The 20,001-nt window shown below is 31.7% G+C and carries 17 protein-coding genes and 1 tRNA gene; 9 read left to right on the forward strand and 9 right to left on the reverse strand.

Going from position 1 to position 20,001, the window contains the following annotated elements; translation table 11 throughout:
* Positions 1 to 179: 179 nt before the first annotated feature.
* The 3 genes from ACMC9J_RS05575 to ACMC9J_RS05585 all read right to left on the reverse strand — a co-directional run bounded on the left by ACMC9J_RS05575 (position 180) and on the right by ACMC9J_RS05585 (position 2,376).
* Positions 180 to 935: a HesA/MoeB/ThiF family protein gene (locus ACMC9J_RS05575; protein WP_427003021.1), complete on the reverse strand. Its 756-nt coding sequence runs from the start codon at positions 933 to 935 to the stop codon at positions 180 to 182.
* A 9-nt stretch (positions 936 to 944) separates the two neighbouring features.
* On the reverse strand, positions 945 to 2,111 hold the full coding sequence (locus tag ACMC9J_RS05580; RefSeq protein ID WP_427003022.1) for an aldo/keto reductase: 1,167 nt from the start codon (positions 2,109 to 2,111) through the stop codon (positions 945 to 947).
* 155 nt (positions 2,112 to 2,266) lie between these two features.
* Positions 2,267 to 2,376, reverse strand: a tRNA-Met gene (locus tag ACMC9J_RS05585).
* Between the two features lie 249 nt (positions 2,377 to 2,625).
* On the opposite strand from ACMC9J_RS05585, the gene ACMC9J_RS05590 reads away from it, so the two are divergent.
* Together ACMC9J_RS05590 and ACMC9J_RS05595 are read left to right on the forward strand one after the other, a co-directional pair.
* A complete protein-coding gene (locus tag ACMC9J_RS05590) occupies positions 2,626 to 3,876 on the forward strand; it encodes an adenosylhomocysteinase (protein WP_427003023.1) in 1,251 nt (416 codons plus the stop codon).
* A gap of 36 nt (positions 3,877 to 3,912) precedes the next feature.
* The gene (locus ACMC9J_RS05595) at positions 3,913 to 4,563 is read left to right on the forward strand and encodes a DUF2119 domain-containing protein (protein WP_250416866.1); all 651 of its coding nucleotides are present in this window, start codon (positions 3,913 to 3,915) and stop codon (positions 4,561 to 4,563) included.
* 311 nt (positions 4,564 to 4,874) lie between these two features.
* Here ACMC9J_RS05595 and ACMC9J_RS05600 read toward each other — a convergent pair whose 3' ends face one another.
* The 6 genes from ACMC9J_RS05600 to cyaB form a co-directional block, all read right to left on the reverse strand.
* The gene (locus ACMC9J_RS05600) at positions 4,875 to 5,309 is read right to left on the reverse strand and encodes a hypothetical protein (protein ID WP_427003024.1); all 435 of its coding nucleotides are present in this window, start codon (positions 5,307 to 5,309) and stop codon (positions 4,875 to 4,877) included.
* A gap of 163 nt (positions 5,310 to 5,472) precedes the next feature.
* Positions 5,473 to 6,456, reverse strand: coding sequence for a flap endonuclease-1 (gene fen / locus ACMC9J_RS05605; RefSeq protein ID WP_427003025.1), 984 nt, complete (start codon positions 6,454 to 6,456; stop codon positions 5,473 to 5,475).
* 12 nt (positions 6,457 to 6,468) lie between these two features.
* Positions 6,469 to 7,032 carry a chorismate--pyruvate lyase family protein gene (locus ACMC9J_RS05610; RefSeq protein WP_427003026.1) on the reverse strand — a complete coding sequence of 188 codons (564 nt, stop codon included), beginning with the start codon at positions 7,030 to 7,032 and terminating at the stop codon, positions 6,469 to 6,471.
* A gap of 7 nt (positions 7,033 to 7,039) precedes the next feature.
* Positions 7,040 to 8,293, reverse strand: coding sequence for a homoaconitase large subunit (gene hacA / locus ACMC9J_RS05615; RefSeq protein ID WP_019266507.1), 1,254 nt, complete (start codon positions 8,291 to 8,293; stop codon positions 7,040 to 7,042).
* A 9-nt stretch (positions 8,294 to 8,302) separates the two neighbouring features.
* The gene (locus ACMC9J_RS05620) at positions 8,303 to 9,475 is read right to left on the reverse strand and encodes a homocitrate synthase family protein (RefSeq protein WP_427003027.1); all 1,173 of its coding nucleotides are present in this window, start codon (positions 9,473 to 9,475) and stop codon (positions 8,303 to 8,305) included.
* A gap of 51 nt (positions 9,476 to 9,526) precedes the next feature.
* Positions 9,527 to 10,066: a class IV adenylate cyclase gene (gene cyaB / locus ACMC9J_RS05625; RefSeq protein ID WP_427003028.1), complete on the reverse strand. Its 540-nt coding sequence runs from the start codon at positions 10,064 to 10,066 to the stop codon at positions 9,527 to 9,529.
* Between the two features lie 175 nt (positions 10,067 to 10,241).
* Here cyaB and ACMC9J_RS05630 point away from each other — a divergent pair, with 175 nt between their 5' ends.
* From ACMC9J_RS05630 to ACMC9J_RS05660, 7 genes are all read left to right on the forward strand, one after another.
* Entirely contained in the window at positions 10,242 to 10,787 is a 546-nt protein-coding gene (locus ACMC9J_RS05630; protein ID WP_019264604.1) for a TATA-box-binding protein, read from the forward strand.
* A gap of 12 nt (positions 10,788 to 10,799) precedes the next feature.
* Positions 10,800 to 12,392 carry a phosphoserine phosphatase SerB gene (gene serB / locus ACMC9J_RS05635; protein ID WP_427003029.1) on the forward strand — a complete coding sequence of 531 codons (1,593 nt, stop codon included), beginning with the start codon at positions 10,800 to 10,802 and terminating at the stop codon, positions 12,390 to 12,392.
* Positions 12,393 to 12,445: 53 nt separating this feature from the next.
* Positions 12,446 to 12,595, forward strand: a complete 150-nt coding sequence (locus ACMC9J_RS05640) for a hypothetical protein (RefSeq protein WP_019264602.1) — start codon at positions 12,446 to 12,448, stop codon at positions 12,593 to 12,595.
* Between the two features lie 170 nt (positions 12,596 to 12,765).
* A complete protein-coding gene (gene topA, locus ACMC9J_RS05645) occupies positions 12,766 to 14,916 on the forward strand; it encodes a DNA topoisomerase I (protein ID WP_019264601.1) in 2,151 nt (716 codons plus the stop codon).
* A 204-nt stretch (positions 14,917 to 15,120) separates the two neighbouring features.
* On the forward strand, positions 15,121 to 17,889 hold the full coding sequence (locus ACMC9J_RS05650; RefSeq protein WP_019264600.1) for an STT3 domain-containing protein: 2,769 nt from the start codon (positions 15,121 to 15,123) through the stop codon (positions 17,887 to 17,889).
* A gap of 57 nt (positions 17,890 to 17,946) precedes the next feature.
* Positions 17,947 to 19,041: an OBG GTPase family GTP-binding protein gene (locus tag ACMC9J_RS05655; protein WP_019264599.1), complete on the forward strand. Its 1,095-nt coding sequence runs from the start codon at positions 17,947 to 17,949 to the stop codon at positions 19,039 to 19,041.
* Between the two features lie 11 nt (positions 19,042 to 19,052).
* Positions 19,053 to 19,601: an adenylate kinase family protein gene (locus ACMC9J_RS05660; RefSeq protein ID WP_019264598.1), complete on the forward strand. Its 549-nt coding sequence runs from the start codon at positions 19,053 to 19,055 to the stop codon at positions 19,599 to 19,601.
* The last annotated feature ends 400 nt before the right edge of the window (positions 19,602 to 20,001 follow it).

The raw sequence follows: 20,001 nt of genomic DNA on the forward strand, positions 1-20,001 counted from the left end.
TTTCCTTCTCATCTTATATAAATGTTTTGAATAAATGTATTTATAATGATTGTCTGTATTTTTTAGTATATAATTACAGTGATTTTTATTTTTTAATGGTTAATTTAGTAGTTATTTTAAAAATTAATGGCTGTTTGTTCAATTTTCAATAAATAAAAAATAGGAAAAAGAGGGATTGTTTAAATTTCATTTATGCCAAATGAGCTTAAATCCAGCAAATCAAATGTTAGCATTTCTGGAGCTTTGGTAACTTTTCCAACTCCCGTCATTATTTTAAAGGCTTCCATAGCTTCAAGACATCCAATTAGATTTGGAGTAGGCCCAATAACTGGAGGCACACCTGATGTAACATTGGATAAATCATCAAGCACATCTTCAGTTAAATCCTTACCTTTTGACGGAAGATTAAACATTGTTTCATAGTTTGTGTCTTTGTCTGGTGAAAATACTGTAATCTGACCTAAAGTTCCGTGAATAGCTCCGTGAACAAATGAAATTCCTTTATTTTTGGCGGATCTGGAAACAATGACTCTTGTTTTGACATTATCCAGTGCATCAATAACAATGTCACACTCACCGATTATTTTATCAACATTTTCTTCAGTTACAGTTTCATTGAAGCAGTTAACTTTAACATAGGGATTAATTAATCTGACTTTTTCTTTAGCTACTTTGCTTTTGGAAATGCCTACTTCTTTAAGACTGGCTAATGTCTGTCTGTTTAAGTTAGACAGGTCAAATTCATCTTCATCAACTAAATTAAGCTGACCGACACCCATTCTAGCTAACATTTCAATAGTCTGACCGCCTATTCCGCCACAGCCAATAACTGCTATTTTAGCTTCTTTAAATTTTTCCTGTTGGCTTCTAGTTACAATACTCATTTGACGACTTATTATTTCCCAATATCCGTCACCTATATATCTTGTTGGCATTTTTTCACCTTAAAAATGATTAAATTCTCTACCGAAATATTCATCTACTTTTTCAAGTTCCTGTGGGATGTCGAGCATTTGTGGGCAAACAAATTCGCATTCTCCACAATTGATGCAGCTGTCTGCTCTGCAGTCATCATCGATTAGAGTAAAATACTGCAGTGCACTTCCTTTAGGATTATTTAGCATTTTACCAATGTTGTATTCCTTAAAACAATTGATAATGTCAACATCTTCTGGACATGGCATACAGTATCCGCAGCTGGTACAGTCATTTCCAGTTAATGTCTTATATGTTCTGGCAACTTCTCTAATCACATCATGGTCATGTTCATTAATTTCCTTAACATCTGAAGCTATCTGAATATTTTGTCTGACCTGTTCCAGTGAATTCATACCACTTAAAACACAGTCAACATCATCTCTGTTCCATAAGTATTCTAAAGCCCATTCAACAGGAGTTCTTTTAACTTCAGCACTGTCCCAAAGTTTTTGAACTTCCGGAGGAATATTTTGAACTAATCGACCTCCACGCAGTGGTTCCATAATCATACTTCCGATATTCAGCCTTTTCAATTCATCAAGACCCATTACTCCTGTCTGGTAGTATTCGTCAAGATAATTCATCTGTGTCAGGACAACTTCCCATTTTGGATAGGCATCAAGAATATCTACAAATGTATCAATTTCAGTATGTGATGAAAATCCCACATGCTTTATTTTACCACTGCTTAAACTGTCATCAAGAAAATCCAGAACTCTAAGTTTGCGAACTCTATCCCAGTCATCTTTTGTAAGAGCATGGAGTAAATAAATATCAATACTGTCTGTCTGGAGTTTTTCAAGTTGTTTGTCAAGATAATATTCAAAATCTCCTTTTTCTTCCATTAACCAGCATGGAGACTTTGTAGAGATTAAAACATCATCCCGATAGCTATTTTCCTTTAAAAATTTTCCAATGAAAACTTCGCTGTTTCCGTTACCGTCAATTCCGGCACTGTGATAGGGATAGGCTGTATCAATAATGTTAATTCCATTATCAATTCCATAGCTAAGGATTTCACTAGCCAAACTTTCATCTATATTGTCATTGGAACCTTTTGTAGGCAATCTCATAGCTCCGAAACCAAGAATTGAAACATTTTCTTTGGTTTTTCCAAGTTCTTTATATTGCATTTTAATAAATCCTCAAATCTTAACACATGATATATTTATTAATGATTTATAAAATAGTTTTGATTTGGCATTTTTAAAATCAGCGATAAAATCAGCTTGTAAAATTAAAAATTTCATGAAAAATAGTTTATAAAAAATATTCCTGGGATTGAAGATGCCGGGAGCGGGATTCGAACCCGCGGCCTCACGGTATCCCAGGAATTAGTCAGAGCACTGCTTAATTACCCTATGAGCCGTGCGCTCTAACCAGCTGAGCCACCCCGGCATCAGACATATATATATTAAATTCTTATTACATTTATACTTTTTGTTTTTCTTATTTATGATTATATTTTAATTTTATTTGTTGATAATTAGATATTGTTTAGTTTTATAATATTTGATTATGATGGTAATATATTTTATTTGGAATATTTTGTTGTATTTTATATTTTTAAAATCATTTTCAAATAATAATATTTAATAACTCCCAAACGATATATTATAATATTATTTAATTTTTATAGGGGATATTATGAGTAAAGTTAAAGATATGTCTCTTGCTAAAGAAGGTATAAGAAAAATTGAATGGGTTCAAAGACACATGCCAGTTCTTGAACACATTAAAAAAGAATATGAAGAAACTCAACCTTTCAAAGGAATCACTATCGGGTCCTGTTTACATTTAGAACCTAAAACTATTAATTTAGGATTGACTTTACAGGCAGGTGGAGCTGAAGTAGCTATGACTGGATGTAATCCGTTATCCACTCATGATGATGCAGTAGCTGGTGCTGCTGATTTAGGTTTAAATATTTATGGTTGGAGAGATCAGGACGATGAAGAATACTATCAAACTATCAACATGGTTCTTGATCATAAACCTGATATAATTATTGATGACGGTGCAGATATGATTATGGTTCTTCACAATGAAAGAACTGATGTTTTAAAACATATTAAAGGAGCATGTGAAGAAACTACTACTGGTGTTCACAGATTAGAAGCTATGCATAAAGATGGCGCTTTAAAATTCCCTGTTGTAGCTGTAAACGATGCTTACACTAAATATTTATTTGATAGCAGGTATGGTACTGGTCAATCCAGTTTTGATGCAATTATGGGAACTACTAATATGTTAATAGCTGGTAAATCTGTTGTTGTATGTGGATATGGCTGGTGCGGTCGTGGAATAGCTTTAAGAGCACAAGGTCTTGGAGCTAATGTTATTGTAACTGAAATTGATTCAATCAGAGCACTTGAAGCAAGAATGGATGGTTACAGAGTAATGAAAATTAGAGATGCTGTAAAAGAAGCTGATTTAATCATTACTGTAACCGGTAACATCAATATTATTCATGGTGATGACTTTAAATACATGAAAGATGGCTGTATGTTATGTAATTCAGGTCATTTTAATGTGGAAATCAACAGACAGGATTTGGAAGCTCAGTCAACTGATGTTCGTGAAGTAAGGGAAAGTATTGAAATGTTTACTATGAAAGACGGCAGAAAAATATACTTGCTTGCAGATGGAAGATTGGTAAACTTATCAGCAGCCAGAGGACAGGGACACCCTGCAGAAATTATGGATATGAGTTTTGCTGTTCAGGCATTGTCTGCCAAATACATTTTAAACAACGATTTGGAAGTTGGTGTAACAAAAGCTCCTGATGACATTGATTATGAGGTAGCTAATTTAAAATTAAAAGCTATGGATATTGAAATTGATACTTTATCTGAGCGCCAAAAAGAGTACATGTGCAGCTGGAAAGAAGGAACTTAAGTTTTCTTCTTATTTTTTTCTTTTTTTATAGATAATATGTCTTATTTCAGATATGTTGATAATGGTGAAGGTCCAACTAAGTTATTTATTGGTGGAGTTCACGGTAATGAAGGCAAAACTTCTTTAAAATTTCTTAAACGTTTGAATGCTGATGATTTTTCAGAAGGTCAGTTTTATTTTTATAATTTTGATAAAACTCCATATATTTCCACAATTAAAAAGGAATATTATAAATCAGAAATCGGATTGAAGATTTTGGATCTGATTGAGTATTTTGAACCTGATTTTTATACAGAACTTCACTGTTATGATTTAGCACATTTTGACAGGTTAACTTCTATGGAACGTTACACCAAAACAGGAATTCCTCCATTAATAGATTTGGGAAATCATGTGCTGGTAAGTTCTGTTTCTCCATTGATTCGAATGACCTATTTTTCAACAGACACTGTTTGTAAAACACTGGAATTTCCATGTGTTGAGAAGTTATCCTGTAAAAAAGAAGAAAAATATAATTTCAATAAAAAATTAGCTGTTGAAACCTATGAAAAGCTTCTTAATTTAATTATTAAGGCACCTGATAGGAAATATTTTGAAAAGGAAATGCTGAAAAATTACTATAATCAGGTTGCATTGGCTGTTGATTATGCCAAAAAAGTATTTGGTCCGGAGTTTCCTCCTTATTAGAACCAGTCTTCAAGGCTTTTTGTAATTTTGTTTTTTGTATTGTATTGTTTTTTTGTTGTTGCAATTTTTTAGTATTTTTTTTTGGTTATTTTATGGTTTGTTAGCTATTAGTAGCTATTAGTTGTTATTTTTAGCTATTTTTTAGTAGTTTTTAGTAATTATTAAGTATTGATAGCAATTATTAAGGTAAAAAAAGATAAAAAAGTGATAAAATATAAATAAAAAACAACAATAAACAACAATAAAAGAATAATAAATATAATTATTATATATCTTATATTATTATGTGTTATTGTTATGGATCTGTTTTGTTATAATATAAACATATATATTAATGCTGTTATTATGAATATTATTCCTATTGTGTTTATTATGCATATTATGTCTTGTTTTAGTGTTGTTTTATATTCTTTTGGTGTTTCTGTGTCTGTTGTTGTTTCTTGTGTGTCTTGTGTGGTTATGTATTTTCTGCTTCTGAATATTGTTATGTCGTTGTTTGGTTTAATGTTTAGTTCTGACTCTAAATATGAACAAATATAATAGTATTGGTTAAAATTCATATCATATATTTTATATGCTAATACATAATCGGATCCTTGTTGTTGTGCAATTTCTACTTCCTTAAAGTATTCACTATGTTTAAATTTGTGTGTTTTTAATGGGTGTAGATTGCTTTCTAATATTCTTTTTACTGTTGTCTGGTTTACTGTTTGGGGGTTTTTTATGTTGTATCCTTTAATTTTCATGGTGCGATGCCTTTTTTTATTATGTGTTTGTTAAAATAATATTTAATGTTTTGAATAGCAGGTAATATTATTTTATTATATTTAATACTTGTTTTTAATGATTTTGTTTTCATTAAACAATTTTTGCAGTCGTTATAATCATAGACACAATGTTGTCCTCTTATTAGAACCAGTCTTCAAGGCTTTTCTGATTTGAATTTAAATTTTTTAATTTGTCGCAGGCTTTTGAAACTCTGTCCTGTGAAAAACCGTGTTCTTCACATAAAAAGTCAATAATATCATTTTTAGCAGGCTTTTTCCATCTGATTTTATAGTCCTTATTTACATTATGATTTAGGAATATTTCTCTGACTTCAGATATGTCATGTGATGACTCTTCCTGAAGTTTGGCTAATTTATTTTCAAGTTCTCCTTTTTTAGCCAGTTTAAGAGCTGTTTTTGCACCTACTCCTTTTAAGCCTTCACTGAAATCAGTTCCAATCAGTATTCCCATATCAATAAGCTGTTCTCTATTTATGTCCAGTTCATCTAAAACTCTTTTTAAATTGTAATATTCCAGATCTCCCAAGTTGGAATTGATAGCCAGATTTCTTACAACTCTTTTGGCTCCGAATAACAGACAGTCATAATCCTGTGAAGCTACTGCCCATGCATCTCCATTTTCAACAAGGTATGCTGCCTGGGCTTCTCCTTCACCATATGCTTCAATGTAAGGTATTCCCATCATAGTCAGCAGCTTTTTGGAGGATTCTATAATGTAGGGAGATAATTTGGAAGATCTCATTGCATATTTTCTGGCTTCCTGTGTGTCCTGTTTAGCCAGTGCTTCCTTCCATTTTTTTTCAGATTCTTCTCTTGTCTGTCTTCTCTGGTCAATGGTTTCCTGTTTAAGGTAAGATGGGGTTCCGTCAAACACATAAATCGGTTTTATGTCTTTTTCAATCATTGAAGAGTTTCTATATAAAATTCCGCTTAAATGGGAAGTTATATTTCCATTGCTGTCACTTAAGGGTCTTCCGTCTCTTTGTCTGATTGTAGACAGGAACTGGTAAAGGGTATTAAATGCATCTATAGAGATTGCTCTTCCTTTCAAATCTTTAAAATTAATCGGTTCTGGCTGGATTATGTCTTTTAATTTAACACCCATTTTATCACCCGTTTAAATGTTTGTAAATTTGCTGACTGGGAATACTTCTTTAATCCACATCAATACATTGTTTTTATGGATAATTACATATTCTCTGGCAAGCATATCTTCTTTTGTGTTAAATAAATCTTTTAACCTTTCATTAGGTTTTTCAATATAGATTTTATTTACTTCTCTTCTTGATTCAATCCGGTAATTTTTTAAAATTCTGCCTATCGGTATATCTGCTCTAACCAAATCACAACAGATTTCATCAGTAAGGCGTTCCAATGGGATGTATGACAGTGCATAAATCAGGTTTTCATCGTCTTTATGCATTATAACTTCCCTGTAATTGATTTGTGCCCCTTCATTAACATTGATTAATTTGCTGATTTCACAGTCTGCCTTGTCAAAGTGCTGTTCTAAGGTACTTAATGTAATTTTACCGTACAGCACATCTAAAATAGCTGTAATTGAGCCGTCTGTTGTCAGCAGAATTTTTTGAGTATTTGAAAAGTTTTTTGTATAATTTTCTTCTACTTTGTTTATTTTTTCAATTAGGCGTTTATTTGCCTCATTTTTTTCGATAGTCATTTTTTCACTATAAATCTTTAGGATTTGTAATAACTCCTTCAATAGCTGAAGCAGCAACAACCTTTGAATTAGCCAGATATACTGAAGATTTAGGATCTCCCATTCTTCCTTTGAAATTTCTGTTTGTTGTAGATACGCAGGTTTCACCTTCAGATAAAACTCCCATATGTCCCCCAAGACAAGGTCCGCATCCTGGATTGCAGATAATGGCTCCAGCATCTATAAATGTATCAATGTATCCTTTATGTATTGCCTGTTTGTAAATTTCAGCTGATGCTGGAAGAATCAGTAATCTGGTATCATTATTAATTTCATTATCTTTTAAGATTTCATAAGCATCTTTCAAATCAGATAATCTGCCGTTTGTACAGGAACCTATTAAACATTGGTCAACAGCTGTCCCTTCAACTTTGGAGATGTCTTTAACATTATCTACATCATTAGGGCAGGCTATTTGAGGTTCCATATCATTTATATCAAAGTGCATTTCTTTTGAATACTGTGCATCTTTATCAGATTTAACAATGTTCAATTCACTTTCTTTTTTTCCAGTTCTCTGGGAAACGTATTGGATAACTTCTTTATTAGGTTCCATTATTCCGTTTTTAGCTCCCATTTCAATAGCCATATTACATATTGTAGCTCTGCCTTCCACTCCCATTTTTTCGATGGTTTCTCCGCAGAATTCTGCAGTTTTATAAGTGGCTCCTGCTATTCCCACTTCTCCTATGATTTTTAAAATAATGTCTTTTGGAGCAGTATAGGAATTCAGCTCTCCGGTAACTTCCATTTTAATAGCTTCAGGAACCATAAACCATGTTTTACCTGTAGCATAGACCATAGCTAAATCAGTAGCACCCATTCCTGTGGAAAATGCTCCATATGCACCATAAGTACATGTGTGTGAGTCTGCTCCTACAATAACTTTTCCAGGTTCTACCAGTCCTTTTTCAGGAAGTACCTGATGGCATATTCCGTCACCGTGTATGTAGTTTTTAGCAATGCCCTGTTTTTTTATAAAATCTCTGCATACTTTCTGGAATTCTGCAGATCCTATGGTATTTGCAGGAACGTTATGGTCAAATACAATTGCAATTTTTTCATTGTCCCAGACTTTGGCAGCTACTTTTTCAAAGGTTTTTATAGCTGGTGGTGATGTTCCGTCATGAGACATAGCTAAATCAACTGGAATTTCAATGATTTCTCCAGGTGTAACCTCTTTTTTTGCTTTAGCTGATAATATTTTTTCTGTAATATTCAAAACTGTCACCTATTCTTTTTTATAATTACAACTTTTTACGATCTGTTTGAATACATCATCATTAATGTAGGTTCCTTCTTCTCTGCTTTTTTTAACTTTTTTAACAATTTCAATAAGTGTATCATCACTTACATCCAGGTCACATTCATTTAATTTGGCTCTAACTGCTCTGCAGCCTGAATGTTTACCTAATACCAATTGTCTTTTTTGCCCTACTAATTCTGGAATATACGGTTCATAACATAATGGTTCTTCAATAACTGCATCAACATGGATTCCTGATTCATGTCTGAATACATTATTTCCTACAACAGGCTTGTTGTAAGGAATTGGCAGTCCGCTGGCTTTTGATACAAGTTCGGATAATTCTTTAATATGTCTGGTTTTGAATCCTAAGTCTTTACCATATAATAATTTAAGAGACATAATTAGCTCTTCAAGAGATGCATTTCCGGCACGTTCTCCAATACCGTTTACTGTTGTGGAAATTCCATTAGCTCCAGCCAATACACCGGATATGGAATTTATAACCGCCAAACCAAAATCATTGTGACAGTGTAGAGCGATATCTATGTTTACATCTTTTTTAAGTTCTTTTACTAAATAGGTAATTCCTTGTGGAGTTATAGCACCAGTAGTATCTGCTATATGTACCCTATCTGCTCCGTAGCTTTCAGCTTTGTTATATATTCTTTTTAGGAAATCCAAATCAGTTCTGGTTGCATCTTCTGCAGAAAATGCCACAAATAATCCATGATCTTTAGCATATTCAATAGCATTCATACATGTGTTCAGTGCTTCCTGACGTCCGATGTGCATTTTGTGTTCTAAATGGATGTCTGAAGTCCCCATAAATGTAATAACACCATCAACATCACAGTCAAGAGCAGCATCAATGTCTTCTTTTTTGGTTCTAGCTAAAGAAAGAATCTGTGCATTAAGGCCTTCAGAAGTGATAGATTTTACTGATTCTTGTTCTTTTTTAGATACTATTGGAAAACCTGCTTCAATCTGTTTAATTTTAATTTCATCTAATTTTTTAGCAATTTCTAACTTTTCTTCAGGACTGAAACAAACTCCGGGGGTTTGCTCACCGTCCCTTAAAGTTGTATCATAAATTGTAATTTCATCCGGGAAATTTAATTCAGGTTCTTTATTATAATGACTAATATAATATTGCAAATAATCACTTCTCATTTATATTTAATTAATTATTAATTGTAGTATGTTATATTATAAATTTTCTAAAAGTTCCAGATAGGAAGTTCTTTCAAAACCATCTGTAATGCCAAGCTGTTCAAATACTTCAAAAATACTGTCTTGGGATTGTTGGTAATCATTTCCATCTTCAAGACCTATTTCAATTTCCATATATGGACTTAAACCTTCAACATCATCTAAACTTATTTCAAAGTTTTTATAAGCATAATATTCACGATTTTTACGGACAGTTCTGACTTTTTTAAATCCTATATGTTCAAATGTTTTTGCACATTTTTCACTGTCTTCAATTCCAAATTCTATTTCTTCACGTGTTTTACTTTTAGAATCAATTTTAGCTCCTTTATATGTTATGAAAATGTGTTTTTCGTTGTTTTGTTCTGTTGTTCTTATTCTTAGGGCTTCATCGGTTTTAGCAAAATCTACAATGGGGCTATTGAAATAAATATCTTCCTGAAATTCTTCTTTAGTTTTAACAGCCCCTAGATTATTTAATTTTTCCCTCATATCTTCAAAATTATCAATTTTAGCTTTTACTTCAACTTCTATCATTTCTATCAGACCTTAATAATACTTTTAAAAAATATGTTTATACTATATTTTTGATTTTAGTTTATAAATAAACATAAGTTTATATACTATTTAAATAAAATATTTAATTAGTAAAAATTTAATGATTTTAAATCTTTACTGATACTCATTTTAATAATTAATTGGAGGTTTTAAATTGACCGATGTTGATATAAAAATAGAAAACATTGTGGCTTCTGCAAGCATAGGAAAAGATATAGTTTTAACTGAAGTTTCCAAAGCTTTAGAAGGGGTTAATTTTAATCGTGAACAGTTTCCAGGATTAGTTTTTAAACTTAAAGATCCTAAAACAGCAGCATTAATTTTCAGCTCTGGTAAGCTTGTTTGTACTGGGGCAAAGTCTATAGATGACTCAAAGTTAGCTATTAAAAAGACTGTTGATTTAATGAGGACTATTGATACTGAAATTCCTCATGAATTCGAAATTAAAATTCAAAACATTGTGGCTTCTGCAAACTTAGAATCCACATTAAACTTAGAAGCAGTAGCTTTAGAGCTTGAAGATACTGAATACGAACCTGAACAATTTCCGGGTTTAGTATACAGGTTATCTGACCCTAAAGTTGTTTTATTATTATTTGGTTCTGGTAAAGTTGTTTGTACTGGAGCTAAAACACGTAGCGACGCTAAATTAGGTGTCGAAAGAGCTTACGATAGATTAAGTGAGCTAGATTTAATATAATTGGTGGTATGATTGATTAAACTTGTAGTATTTGACTTAGATAACGTTATTATTGATGGAGAAGCAATTGATGAGATAGGGAAATTAGCAAATGTTGAAGATGAAATAGCTGAAATCACTGAAAAAGCTATGCAAGGAGAAATCGACTTTGAAACTTCTATTAAAGATAGAGTTAAACTTCTTGAAGGAACTTCTGTTGAAGATATTCAAAAAGTTGCTGATGAACTTCCATTAATGAATGGTGCTGAAAATACCATCGCACGTTTAAAAGAAGAAGGATTAGATGTAGCTATTATTAGTGGTAGTTTTGATATTGTTGCACAAACCGTAAAAGACAAACTCGGTATTGAAAATGTGTACACTAATAGTTTCACTGTTGAAGACGGTAAATTGACTGGTGAAGTAACTGGACCTTTAGTATCTGGTTCTAAATTAGATATATTAAAAGAACATATTGAAGGTAATGACACTTCTTTAGAAGAAGTTGTTGCAGTTGGGGATGGAGCTAACGACATTTCCATGATCGAATCAGCAGGTATTGGAATTGCTTTCAATGCAAAGGATTCTGTTAAAGAAAAAGCTGATGTTGTAGTAGATGAAAAAGACTTAACCAAAGTCTTAGATGAAATTATTAATCAATTATCCACTGACGTTGTTGAAGATGACGAAACTGAACAAGTAGAAGAAGCAGAAGAAAAAGCTGAAGAATCTACTGAAGAAGCTGAAAAACCTAAAAAAGACGGTCTTCCTGAATCTGATTTTGTTTTAGCTGACACCATGGAAGGTGTAAGAAAACAAAAAGATGAAAAAGAAGCTGAAATAGCTAAAGTTACTGAAGAAAGAGAAGAATTCAACAGAATAGCTAAAGAACAACGTAAAATCCGTGATGAATTAAATGCATCATTAAAAGAAAACTTAAACAAAGCTATTGAATTCAGAAATGAACGTAACGAAATCAACAAACAAGTTGAAGAAGCTAAAAAAGCACGTAATGAAGCTAATAATAAAATTAGAAACTTAGAATGGTCTTCTGGTAAACGTGACAAAATTAAAATAGAAAATGAGATTAAAAAGATTGATAAAATCATTGAAACTCGTGTTTTAGATATTAAAAAAGAAAATCAGCTTGTTAAAAATGCAAATGATTTAAGAAAACAGTTAATGGAAATTCATGAAGATGAATCTGTTAAAGGTGAAGCACAAGATCTTAAAAAATTATCTGAAGAAGAACACGAAAAAGTTATTGAATTCTCTGAAAAAGCTCAAGCAGCTCATGAAGAAATGCTTAAATACTTCAGAAAAACTGATGATATCAGAACTGCAGCTGATGAAGCTCACAAAAAATTCATTGAAGCTCGTAAAAATGCTTCTGCAAAACACGAAGAATTCAAATCCATTTTAAGCGATATTCATGTTATCAATAAAAAATTAGGTTCTAACAGACCTAGAAAAAGAAGATCCAGCAGTAACAAATCTTCTTCATCTAACGGTAACAAAAATCGTGAAGAAAAAGAAAGGGCTGAAGAAATATTTGATAAATTCAAACATGGTGGAAAATTATCTACTGAAGAGCTCTTACTTTTACAAAAATACAATATTAATTAGGTAATTTGCTGGAATTACTTTAATTTTTATTTATTTTTTTTTAAGGTAATATCATGTCTGATGAAGAAAAAATTGAAACTTGTTTTTTATGCGGTAAGAAATTTGACATGAATAAGTCTGAACTTGCTTACTATCGTTATGATAAATATCCGATTTGTGATTACTGTGCTGAATTTTACAGTTTTTACAGAGAAGATTTATAATTATTTTTAATTTTCATATTTTTGCACTGATTTTATCTTATTTTTAAAACTACTTCATATAAACTGAATTCTTTTAATAGAAATATTTTTATAGGATTAATTATTTTAAATATTAAATCAGTAATTTACAAATTTTTATAATTTAAAAATTTAAAAACGGTACAGGTACAATGAATGAAGTAATAATTTGCGAAAAACCAAAATCTGCAGAAAAAATAGCTAAAGCGTTGTCTTCTAAAGCTAAAAAGAACATATATAATAAAAAAGTTAAATATTGGACATTAGAAAGAGAAGGTAAGGATATAACAGTATTGTCTGCTGTGGGACACTTATATTCTTTAACTCCCGATAATCCAAAAGAAAAAGTCTATTTTGATTTGCATTGGGCACCATTATTTGAAATTGATAAAAAAACTAAGAATTATACTAAAGATTATGTAAGAGCTATTAAAAAATATGCCAAAGGTGCTGACAGCTATATTCATGCATGCGATTATGATATTGAAGGGACTTTAATCGGATATCATGCATTGAAGTATGGATGTGGCGATGATGCTATAGCAAAATCTTCAAGAATGAAATTTTCCACTTTAACTAAAAAAGATATTGTAGAAGCATATGAAAACAGAATACCTATTGACCAGCATCAGGTAGACAGCGGTATAGCCAGACATATTTTAGACTTTTACTTTGGTGTAAACATATCAAAAGCTTTAATGAAATCTGTAAGTGCAGCTAAAAAAAGATTTTTAAAGTTATCTGCAGGAAGAGTTCAGACTCCAACTTTGTCTATTTTAGTAGACCGTGAAAAAGAGATTAAAAAATTTGTACCGGAACCTTATTGGTTAATTAAAGCTTTACTTGACGGTGAAATTGAAGCAGATCATGTAGATGGAAAAATATTTGATAAAAAAAGAGCTGAGGAAATTTTTGCAAACTGTGAAAATAAAGATGCATCTGTTGATAAAATCAAATATTCCAATTCCACTACAAAACCACCAGTTCCATTTAATTTAGGCGGTTTGCAATCTGAAGCTTATAATGTCTTTGGATTTTCTCCGAAAAAAACTCAGACTATTGCTCAAAGCCTTTATACTGCAGGATATACTTCTTATCCACGTACTTCATCTCAAAAGTTACCTGAAAGCTTGGATTTTAAAAGCATATTTTTACAATTATCTAAAAATTCTGAGTTTAGAACACATATTTCAGCTCTTCCGGCTAAGTTAAAGCCTAATGAAGGTAAAAAGGAAGATGCTGCTCACCCTGCTATTCATCCAACAGGTATTTTACCAGATAAGTTAGATAAGGATGAATTAAAAATTTATGAACTGATTGTTTACAGATTCATTTCAGTATTTTTCGAGGCAGCTACCTTTGAAACTATGAGTACCACTTTAGATATCGGTGGGGAGAAATTCAAATTCAGACGCAGAAGAGTTACTCATAAAGGATGGCTGGAACATTATCCATTTAAAAAAATAGATAATGAAAAATTCCCGGAGGTTAAAGAAGGGGACTCTATTGTTGTTAATGAGATTGTTTCAGAAGAAAAAGAAACTAAACCTCCCGCAAGATATAATCAAGCTTCTTTAATTAAGGAGCTCGAAAAAAGGGAACTTGGAACTAAAGCTACCCGTGCAGATATTATTGATAAGTTATATGACAGAAAATACATATCTGGAAATAAAATTGAGGTTAATCAGCTTGGTGAAAACATAATTGATACTTTAAGTGAGTACTGTTCTAATTTAACAAGTGAAGAGTTAACTCGTGACTTTGAAAATAAACTTGAGGGTATAGATAATGATAAAGCTACTCGTGAAAGTGTTGTAGCTGAAGGTGAAAAAGAAGTTAAGGTTATTTTAGGTGACATTGATAAAAACAAAGTTAAAATCGGTTCTCAGATTTATGATGCTTATCAGGAAAGTAATATTGTCGGCAAATGTAAATGTGGCGGAAATTTAGTTAAAAAATACTCTCCTAAAAATAAAAGTAATTTTGTAGGGTGCTCTAATTATCCTGACTGTAAAGTAACCTATTCCATTCCTAAAGGAGTAAATTTCTTAAAGAAAACTTGTAAAACATGCGGTTTGCCTATGATTTCCTTTGGTAAGCCACGTCAACATGCATGTCTTGACCCTAATTGCGGTAAAGAGAATACTAAGCCTCGTGAGATGAAAGTAGTTGGTGTGTGTCCTAGCTGTGGTAAAGAACTGATTAAAAGGTCTGGAAGGTATGGGGAATTTGTTGGTTGCAGAGGATTTCCAAAATGTCGCTTTACCTGTTCTTTAGATGAGTTAAAAGATAAAGTCCAATAGACTTTATTTTTTCTAATTTTTTTTTAAATGCATAATATTTAATAATGTTAAAAATAATAGATATAAATTAATAAAAGTATTGATGGTTTTGCCTAAAATATTTTTATTTCTTTAACATTCTTATAAATTTAAATAAGTTTTTTAAATAATAAATTCAGTTGATGTAATTGTTTTTATGTTAATTGAATAATATCGAGGATTTTGATGAATAAAAAAACAATATTAACAATAAGTAAATCAGTAATCATTATTTTGATTCTGTTAGCTGTTGTTTTTGCATTAAGAGCTCCTGCAGCGGATCTTAATATTTTGCCTACTGGTGATTTAAAGGCAGAATACGAAGATGCTTCAGGTCTTCCTTATTTTAGTGAAATGGATTCATATTATAACTTAAGGTTGACTGAAAACTTTGTTGATCATGGCGATGTGGGAGATGAAGTAGTCAATGGTTCAAGTTGGGATATGCATAGGAATTCCCCTGATGGAAATGAAATTAATTATGAGTTAGCTATTGTATGGGTAACATCGTTCTTCTACAATATAGCAAACCAATTCTTTGGTGATTATACTGTTCAGGAAGTTGCATTCTGGACAGGTGCTATTGTAGCATCTCTTGCAGTTGTTCCTGCGTTTATCTTTGCTAGACGTTTGACTAATGATTTGGGTGCAATAACAGCTACATTAATAATAGTGCTTGCACCAAACTATTTTGCACACACATTCCCTGGATTTTTTGATACAGATATGTTCTACTATATCTTTTCATTATTCTTCATACTGTTCTTTATGGAGAGTTTGAGGTCTAAGAATCTTATTGCAAAAGTTGTATTTGCAATATTGTCTATTGTATCTATAGGTCTTTTCTCCCAGTCATGGACAGGATACATCTTTTATGTAGGTCTTATGGGTATCTTTTCAGTTGTGTACTTAATATTATGTTATGTATTTAACATTGGTGATAGTGAAAGAGAATTGTACCCAAGTAAATTTGCTTGGTTTGTACATCAAAAGGATTTAATATCTATTGTTATTTTAGGTATTGTAGGATTTATAGGTCTTGCAGCATTTAAAGGTGTAGATGGTGTAATTGGAATATTTGGTAGTTTAACCAGTTTATTATCCTTGCAATCAACTTCAACAGTTGTCGGTGGATTCCCTAATGTACTTATTTCTGTTGCGGAATTGCAAATGCCAAGTATGCTTGGTGCAGGTATGGATTCATTCTTACTTGCTAATTCTAATGGTGTAATAAACGGTATTGGTGGAATTTTCGTATTCTTTGCTGGTTTAACTGTATTATTTATCTTTGCAAAAAGGATATATGATTCTAGAAATATTAAACCGGCTGGTGACACAACTAAAAAACCACCTAAATCCCAAAGATTATCATCTTCTAAAAAAATTGATAATGACCGTAAGTTTAAAATATCTTTAGGTAGTGTAAGTAAATTTGCTAAAGATAATGAAGTAACTGAAGCTAAACGTTTGAACTTAATGTTTGCTACTTTATTTATAGTATGGGTAGTAATTACAGCACTTGCAGTAAGTAGGGGTTCAAGGTTCATTACCACTATTGTATTACCGTTTGGTTTAATGGCAGGTATATTTGTAGGATATGCTTCAGATTATGTTAAAACTAAACTTGATAATGACAAAATGTTAATGGCAGTTATACTAGTAACAGGATTCTTTGCATCATACCCATTAGCAGCAGTTACAGCACCTATGTTTGGTATTATATTATTCCTATTAATTGCTATAGCTGGTGGAATAACTATTTACGGATTAAAATCCAGTAAGTCTGCATCTACTAAAGTACCTATTAAGAAGTATGTTGCTATTATAGCAATTGCTCTTGCATTGATAACACCTACTGTTTGCGGTGCTTATCAAACTGCTAATCAAGTAGTGCCTGGTACTAGTGATGCTATGTGGGATTCCATGTTATGGATTAATGAGCATACTGCTGACAATACTGTTGTTGCATCCTGGTGGGACTTCGGTTACCTCTTTGAGATTGCTGCTGATAGACAAGTAGTCTTCGATGGGGGTAGTCAAACTGGTAACAGTAGGGCATTCTGGCTAGGTCAGGCGATGACGACGGATAATATGGAGTTATCTGCAGGAATATTTAGAATGTTAGGAACTTCTGGTGAAAATGCTACTAATACATTAACAGACTATACTGGCAGTCCTGGTAAAGCAACTGATATTTTAATCAATATCCTGCCGAAAAATGCACAGGATGCTAAAAATACATTAATTAATACATATGGTTTAACTACTGAGCAGGCCAATACTATTATTCCGCTTACTCACCCAGATAATCCAAGACCGGTTATCTTTGTAGCAAGTTCAGATATGCTGCAGAAAGCTGGTTGGTGGAGTTACTTTGGAGCATGGGACTTTGATAAGCAGAATTCCACAAACTTCAATTATTATGTGCCTTCCCAACAAGTAACTGTTGAACCGGGATCTACTGGCAGATTAGCTTTAATTAATGAGTCTGGTCTTGAATATGATGCAGTTATTACAAGAGGTACTGGAAACAACACTACTACTGGTCATACTGAAGCGGTATATTCAAATAATGGTTCTTTACTTAAAGTAAACGGATCAGAATTTAATCCATTGAATGTATCCCGTATCATGGTAATTGAGAATAATCAATTAGTGAAAAATGAATCAATAGCTGGAGCTCCAAGTGACTCTAACTATACATTATTCCTGATGGGTGAAAATAATGTCTACACACCTATTATTATGCATAATAAATTAGCTGATTCAATGTTTACTAGATTATATCTGTTAGGTGGTATGGGTCAGAATGTATTCTCCATGGTTCATATGGAAAATGGAGTTTCATTATGGCAAGTAAATTATAACAACACAGCCGCTGGCGGAACTAGTACACCTGCTACATCTAATGCTACTGATGGAAATATTGCTACTACTAGTCCGGACAGGGCTTAATTTTGATTAGGATATTTTAATCCTAATCTCTTTTTTTAATTATAATATGGTGATTTAATGGGAATAGAAGAGAAAATAAAAGATATTGAAGAAGAAATTCAAAAGACACCATATAACAAGGCTACTTCTCACCATATTGGTAAACTTAAAGCTAAACTTTCTAAATTAAAAGAAGAGTCTATTCAAAGAAGTAGTTCTGGAACAAAAGGTCAGGGTTTCCATGTAAAGAAATCTGGAGATGCTACTGTTGTTCTTGTTGGATTTCCTTCTGTTGGTAAATCTACTCTTTTAAATGAACTTACTAATGCTGAAAGTAAGGTGGGAGCTTATCAATTTACTACTTTAGATATTGTTCCTGGAGTTATGGAGTATAAAAATGCTAAAATACAGGTTTTTGATATTCCTGGAATTATTACTGGAGCAAGCAGTGGTAAAGGTAGGGGAAGAGAAATTTTATCTGTAGCCAGGACAGCTGAACTGATTATAGTTGTTTTAGATGTGTTAAATCCACAGCATTTGGATGTTATTTTAAAGGAATTAAGAAATATTGGTATCAGACCAAATGAAAGACCTCCTGATGTAACTGTAAACAGGAGAAGAACTGGTGGTGTCCATGTATCTTCAACAGTTCCTCTTACACATCTTGATGAAAAAACAATCAGATCTATCATAAATGAGTACGGCATGCATAATGCAGACGTACTTTTCAGGGATGATGTAACAATGGATCAATTTATTGATGTTCTTGATAGAAATAAATCATATGTTCCAATGTTGATTCTATTAAATAAGGTGGATCTTGTAGATAAAGCATACCTTGAAGAGATGAAAAAACAGCTTCCCGAATTTATACCGATTTCTGCAGATAAAAAATTAAATATTGATAATCTTAAGGAAACAATCTTTGAAAATTTAAACCTTGTTCGTGTTTATCTTAAACCGCAAGGAAGAAAAGCAGACATGAATGATCCGTTAGTTATTAAAAAAGGTTCAACAGTCATTGATGCCTGTGATAAATTACACAAGGAATTTGTGAAAAACTTCCGTCATGCTAAAATATGGGGAACATCAGTTAAATTCCCAGGTCAGAAAGTCGGACCTGATCATGTTCTGGAAGATGAGGATGTTTTAAGGATTATTCTTAAGAAATAATTGTGAGTAATATGAATCAGGTTATTTTTATAAGTGGAACTCCATGTGTTGGAAAAACTACATTAGCTAGTGAACTTTCTAAAAGATTGGGAGCTAATTTGGTTAGGATTAATGAATTGGCTATTGGCAAAGATTTAATTTTAGGGATTGATAATAAAAAAGGTTATAAAATAATTGATGTGCCTAAATTAGATGTAGCTTTGGGAGAAATTATTGATAATCTTGATTCAGATAAATTACTTATTGTAGAAGGGCATTTGTCTCATTTATGCACAGGTGCTGATAAAGTAATAATTTTAAGAGTTCATCCAAGTATTCTGGAAAAAAGACTGGCTGACAGACAATATTCTGATTCTAAAATCCGTGAAAATCTGGAGGCAGAAGCACTTGATGTATGTGGTGTTGAAGCATATGAATCATATGGCAGTGATGTCTGTGAAATAGATGTAAGTGATTTGTCTATTGATGAGACAATTAACTATGTGGCAGATGTTATTTTTGATAAAAAAGAGTTTCCATTTGGTGAGATTGATTTCATGAATTGGTTAATAAATTGTTAATGTTTAAATTTAAACTGTTTTTTTTTGAACTGTTTATAATTTACTTATTTTTCAAATATTGTATCTATTAGGGGTAATTTATATAATGGGATACAATCTGTTTTCTATTTTTATTTTTTTGAAAATTATATCTTTTACTGTTAAATATGGGCGTTTTAAAAAATTTATGAATATTTTAATAAAGTTTTAAATATATTTTATTTAAATTTTTAATATTTTTATTTTTTAATAGGATTATTTTTAAATTTTATTTTAAAAATTAATCAAAATTAAATTTTTATGGAGTTAATGGAAGGTTAAATTTAATGTAGGTTTTTTATAGTTTATCCTATTTTTAGGCTTTAAATTATTTTATTTTTCATTTAAATTTCTATTTTTCTTTAATATTAAAATCGGGGGG

The organism is Methanobrevibacter intestini (assembly GCF_047402955.1).
Lineage (GTDB): Archaea > Methanobacteriota > Methanobacteria > Methanobacteriales > Methanobacteriaceae > Methanocatella > Methanocatella intestini.

Excerpts from the sequence above, each read along its gene's own strand:
- ACMC9J_RS05575 (WP_427003021.1), bottom strand. The coding sequence starts at position 935 with ATGCCAACAAGATATATAGGTGACGGATATTGGGAAATAATAAGTCGT.
- ACMC9J_RS05580 (WP_427003022.1), bottom strand. The coding sequence starts at position 2,111 with ATGCAATATAAAGAACTTGGAAAAACCAAAGAAAATGTTTCAATTCTT.
- ACMC9J_RS05590 (WP_427003023.1), top strand. The coding sequence starts at position 2,626 with ATGAGTAAAGTTAAAGATATGTCTCTTGCTAAAGAAGGTATAAGAAAA.
- ACMC9J_RS05595 (WP_250416866.1), top strand. The coding sequence starts at position 3,913 with ATGTCTTATTTCAGATATGTTGATAATGGTGAAGGTCCAACTAAGTTA.
- ACMC9J_RS05600 (WP_427003024.1), bottom strand. The coding sequence starts at position 5,309 with ATGAAAATTAAAGGATACAACATAAAAAACCCCCAAACAGTAAACCAG.
- fen (WP_427003025.1), bottom strand. The coding sequence starts at position 6,456 with ATGGGTGTTAAATTAAAAGACATAATCCAGCCAGAACCGATTAATTTT.
- ACMC9J_RS05610 (WP_427003026.1), bottom strand. The coding sequence starts at position 7,032 with ATGACTATCGAAAAAAATGAGGCAAATAAACGCCTAATTGAAAAAATA.
- cyaB (WP_427003028.1), bottom strand. The coding sequence starts at position 10,066 with ATGATAGAAGTTGAAGTAAAAGCTAAAATTGATAATTTTGAAGATATG.
- ACMC9J_RS05640 (WP_019264602.1), top strand. The coding sequence starts at position 12,446 with ATGTCTGATGAAGAAAAAATTGAAACTTGTTTTTTATGCGGTAAGAAA.
- topA (WP_019264601.1), top strand. The coding sequence starts at position 12,766 with ATGAATGAAGTAATAATTTGCGAAAAACCAAAATCTGCAGAAAAAATA.
- ACMC9J_RS05650 (WP_019264600.1), top strand. The coding sequence starts at position 15,121 with ATGAATAAAAAAACAATATTAACAATAAGTAAATCAGTAATCATTATT.
- ACMC9J_RS05655 (WP_019264599.1), top strand. The coding sequence starts at position 17,947 with ATGGGAATAGAAGAGAAAATAAAAGATATTGAAGAAGAAATTCAAAAG.
- ACMC9J_RS05660 (WP_019264598.1), top strand. The coding sequence starts at position 19,053 with ATGAATCAGGTTATTTTTATAAGTGGAACTCCATGTGTTGGAAAAACT.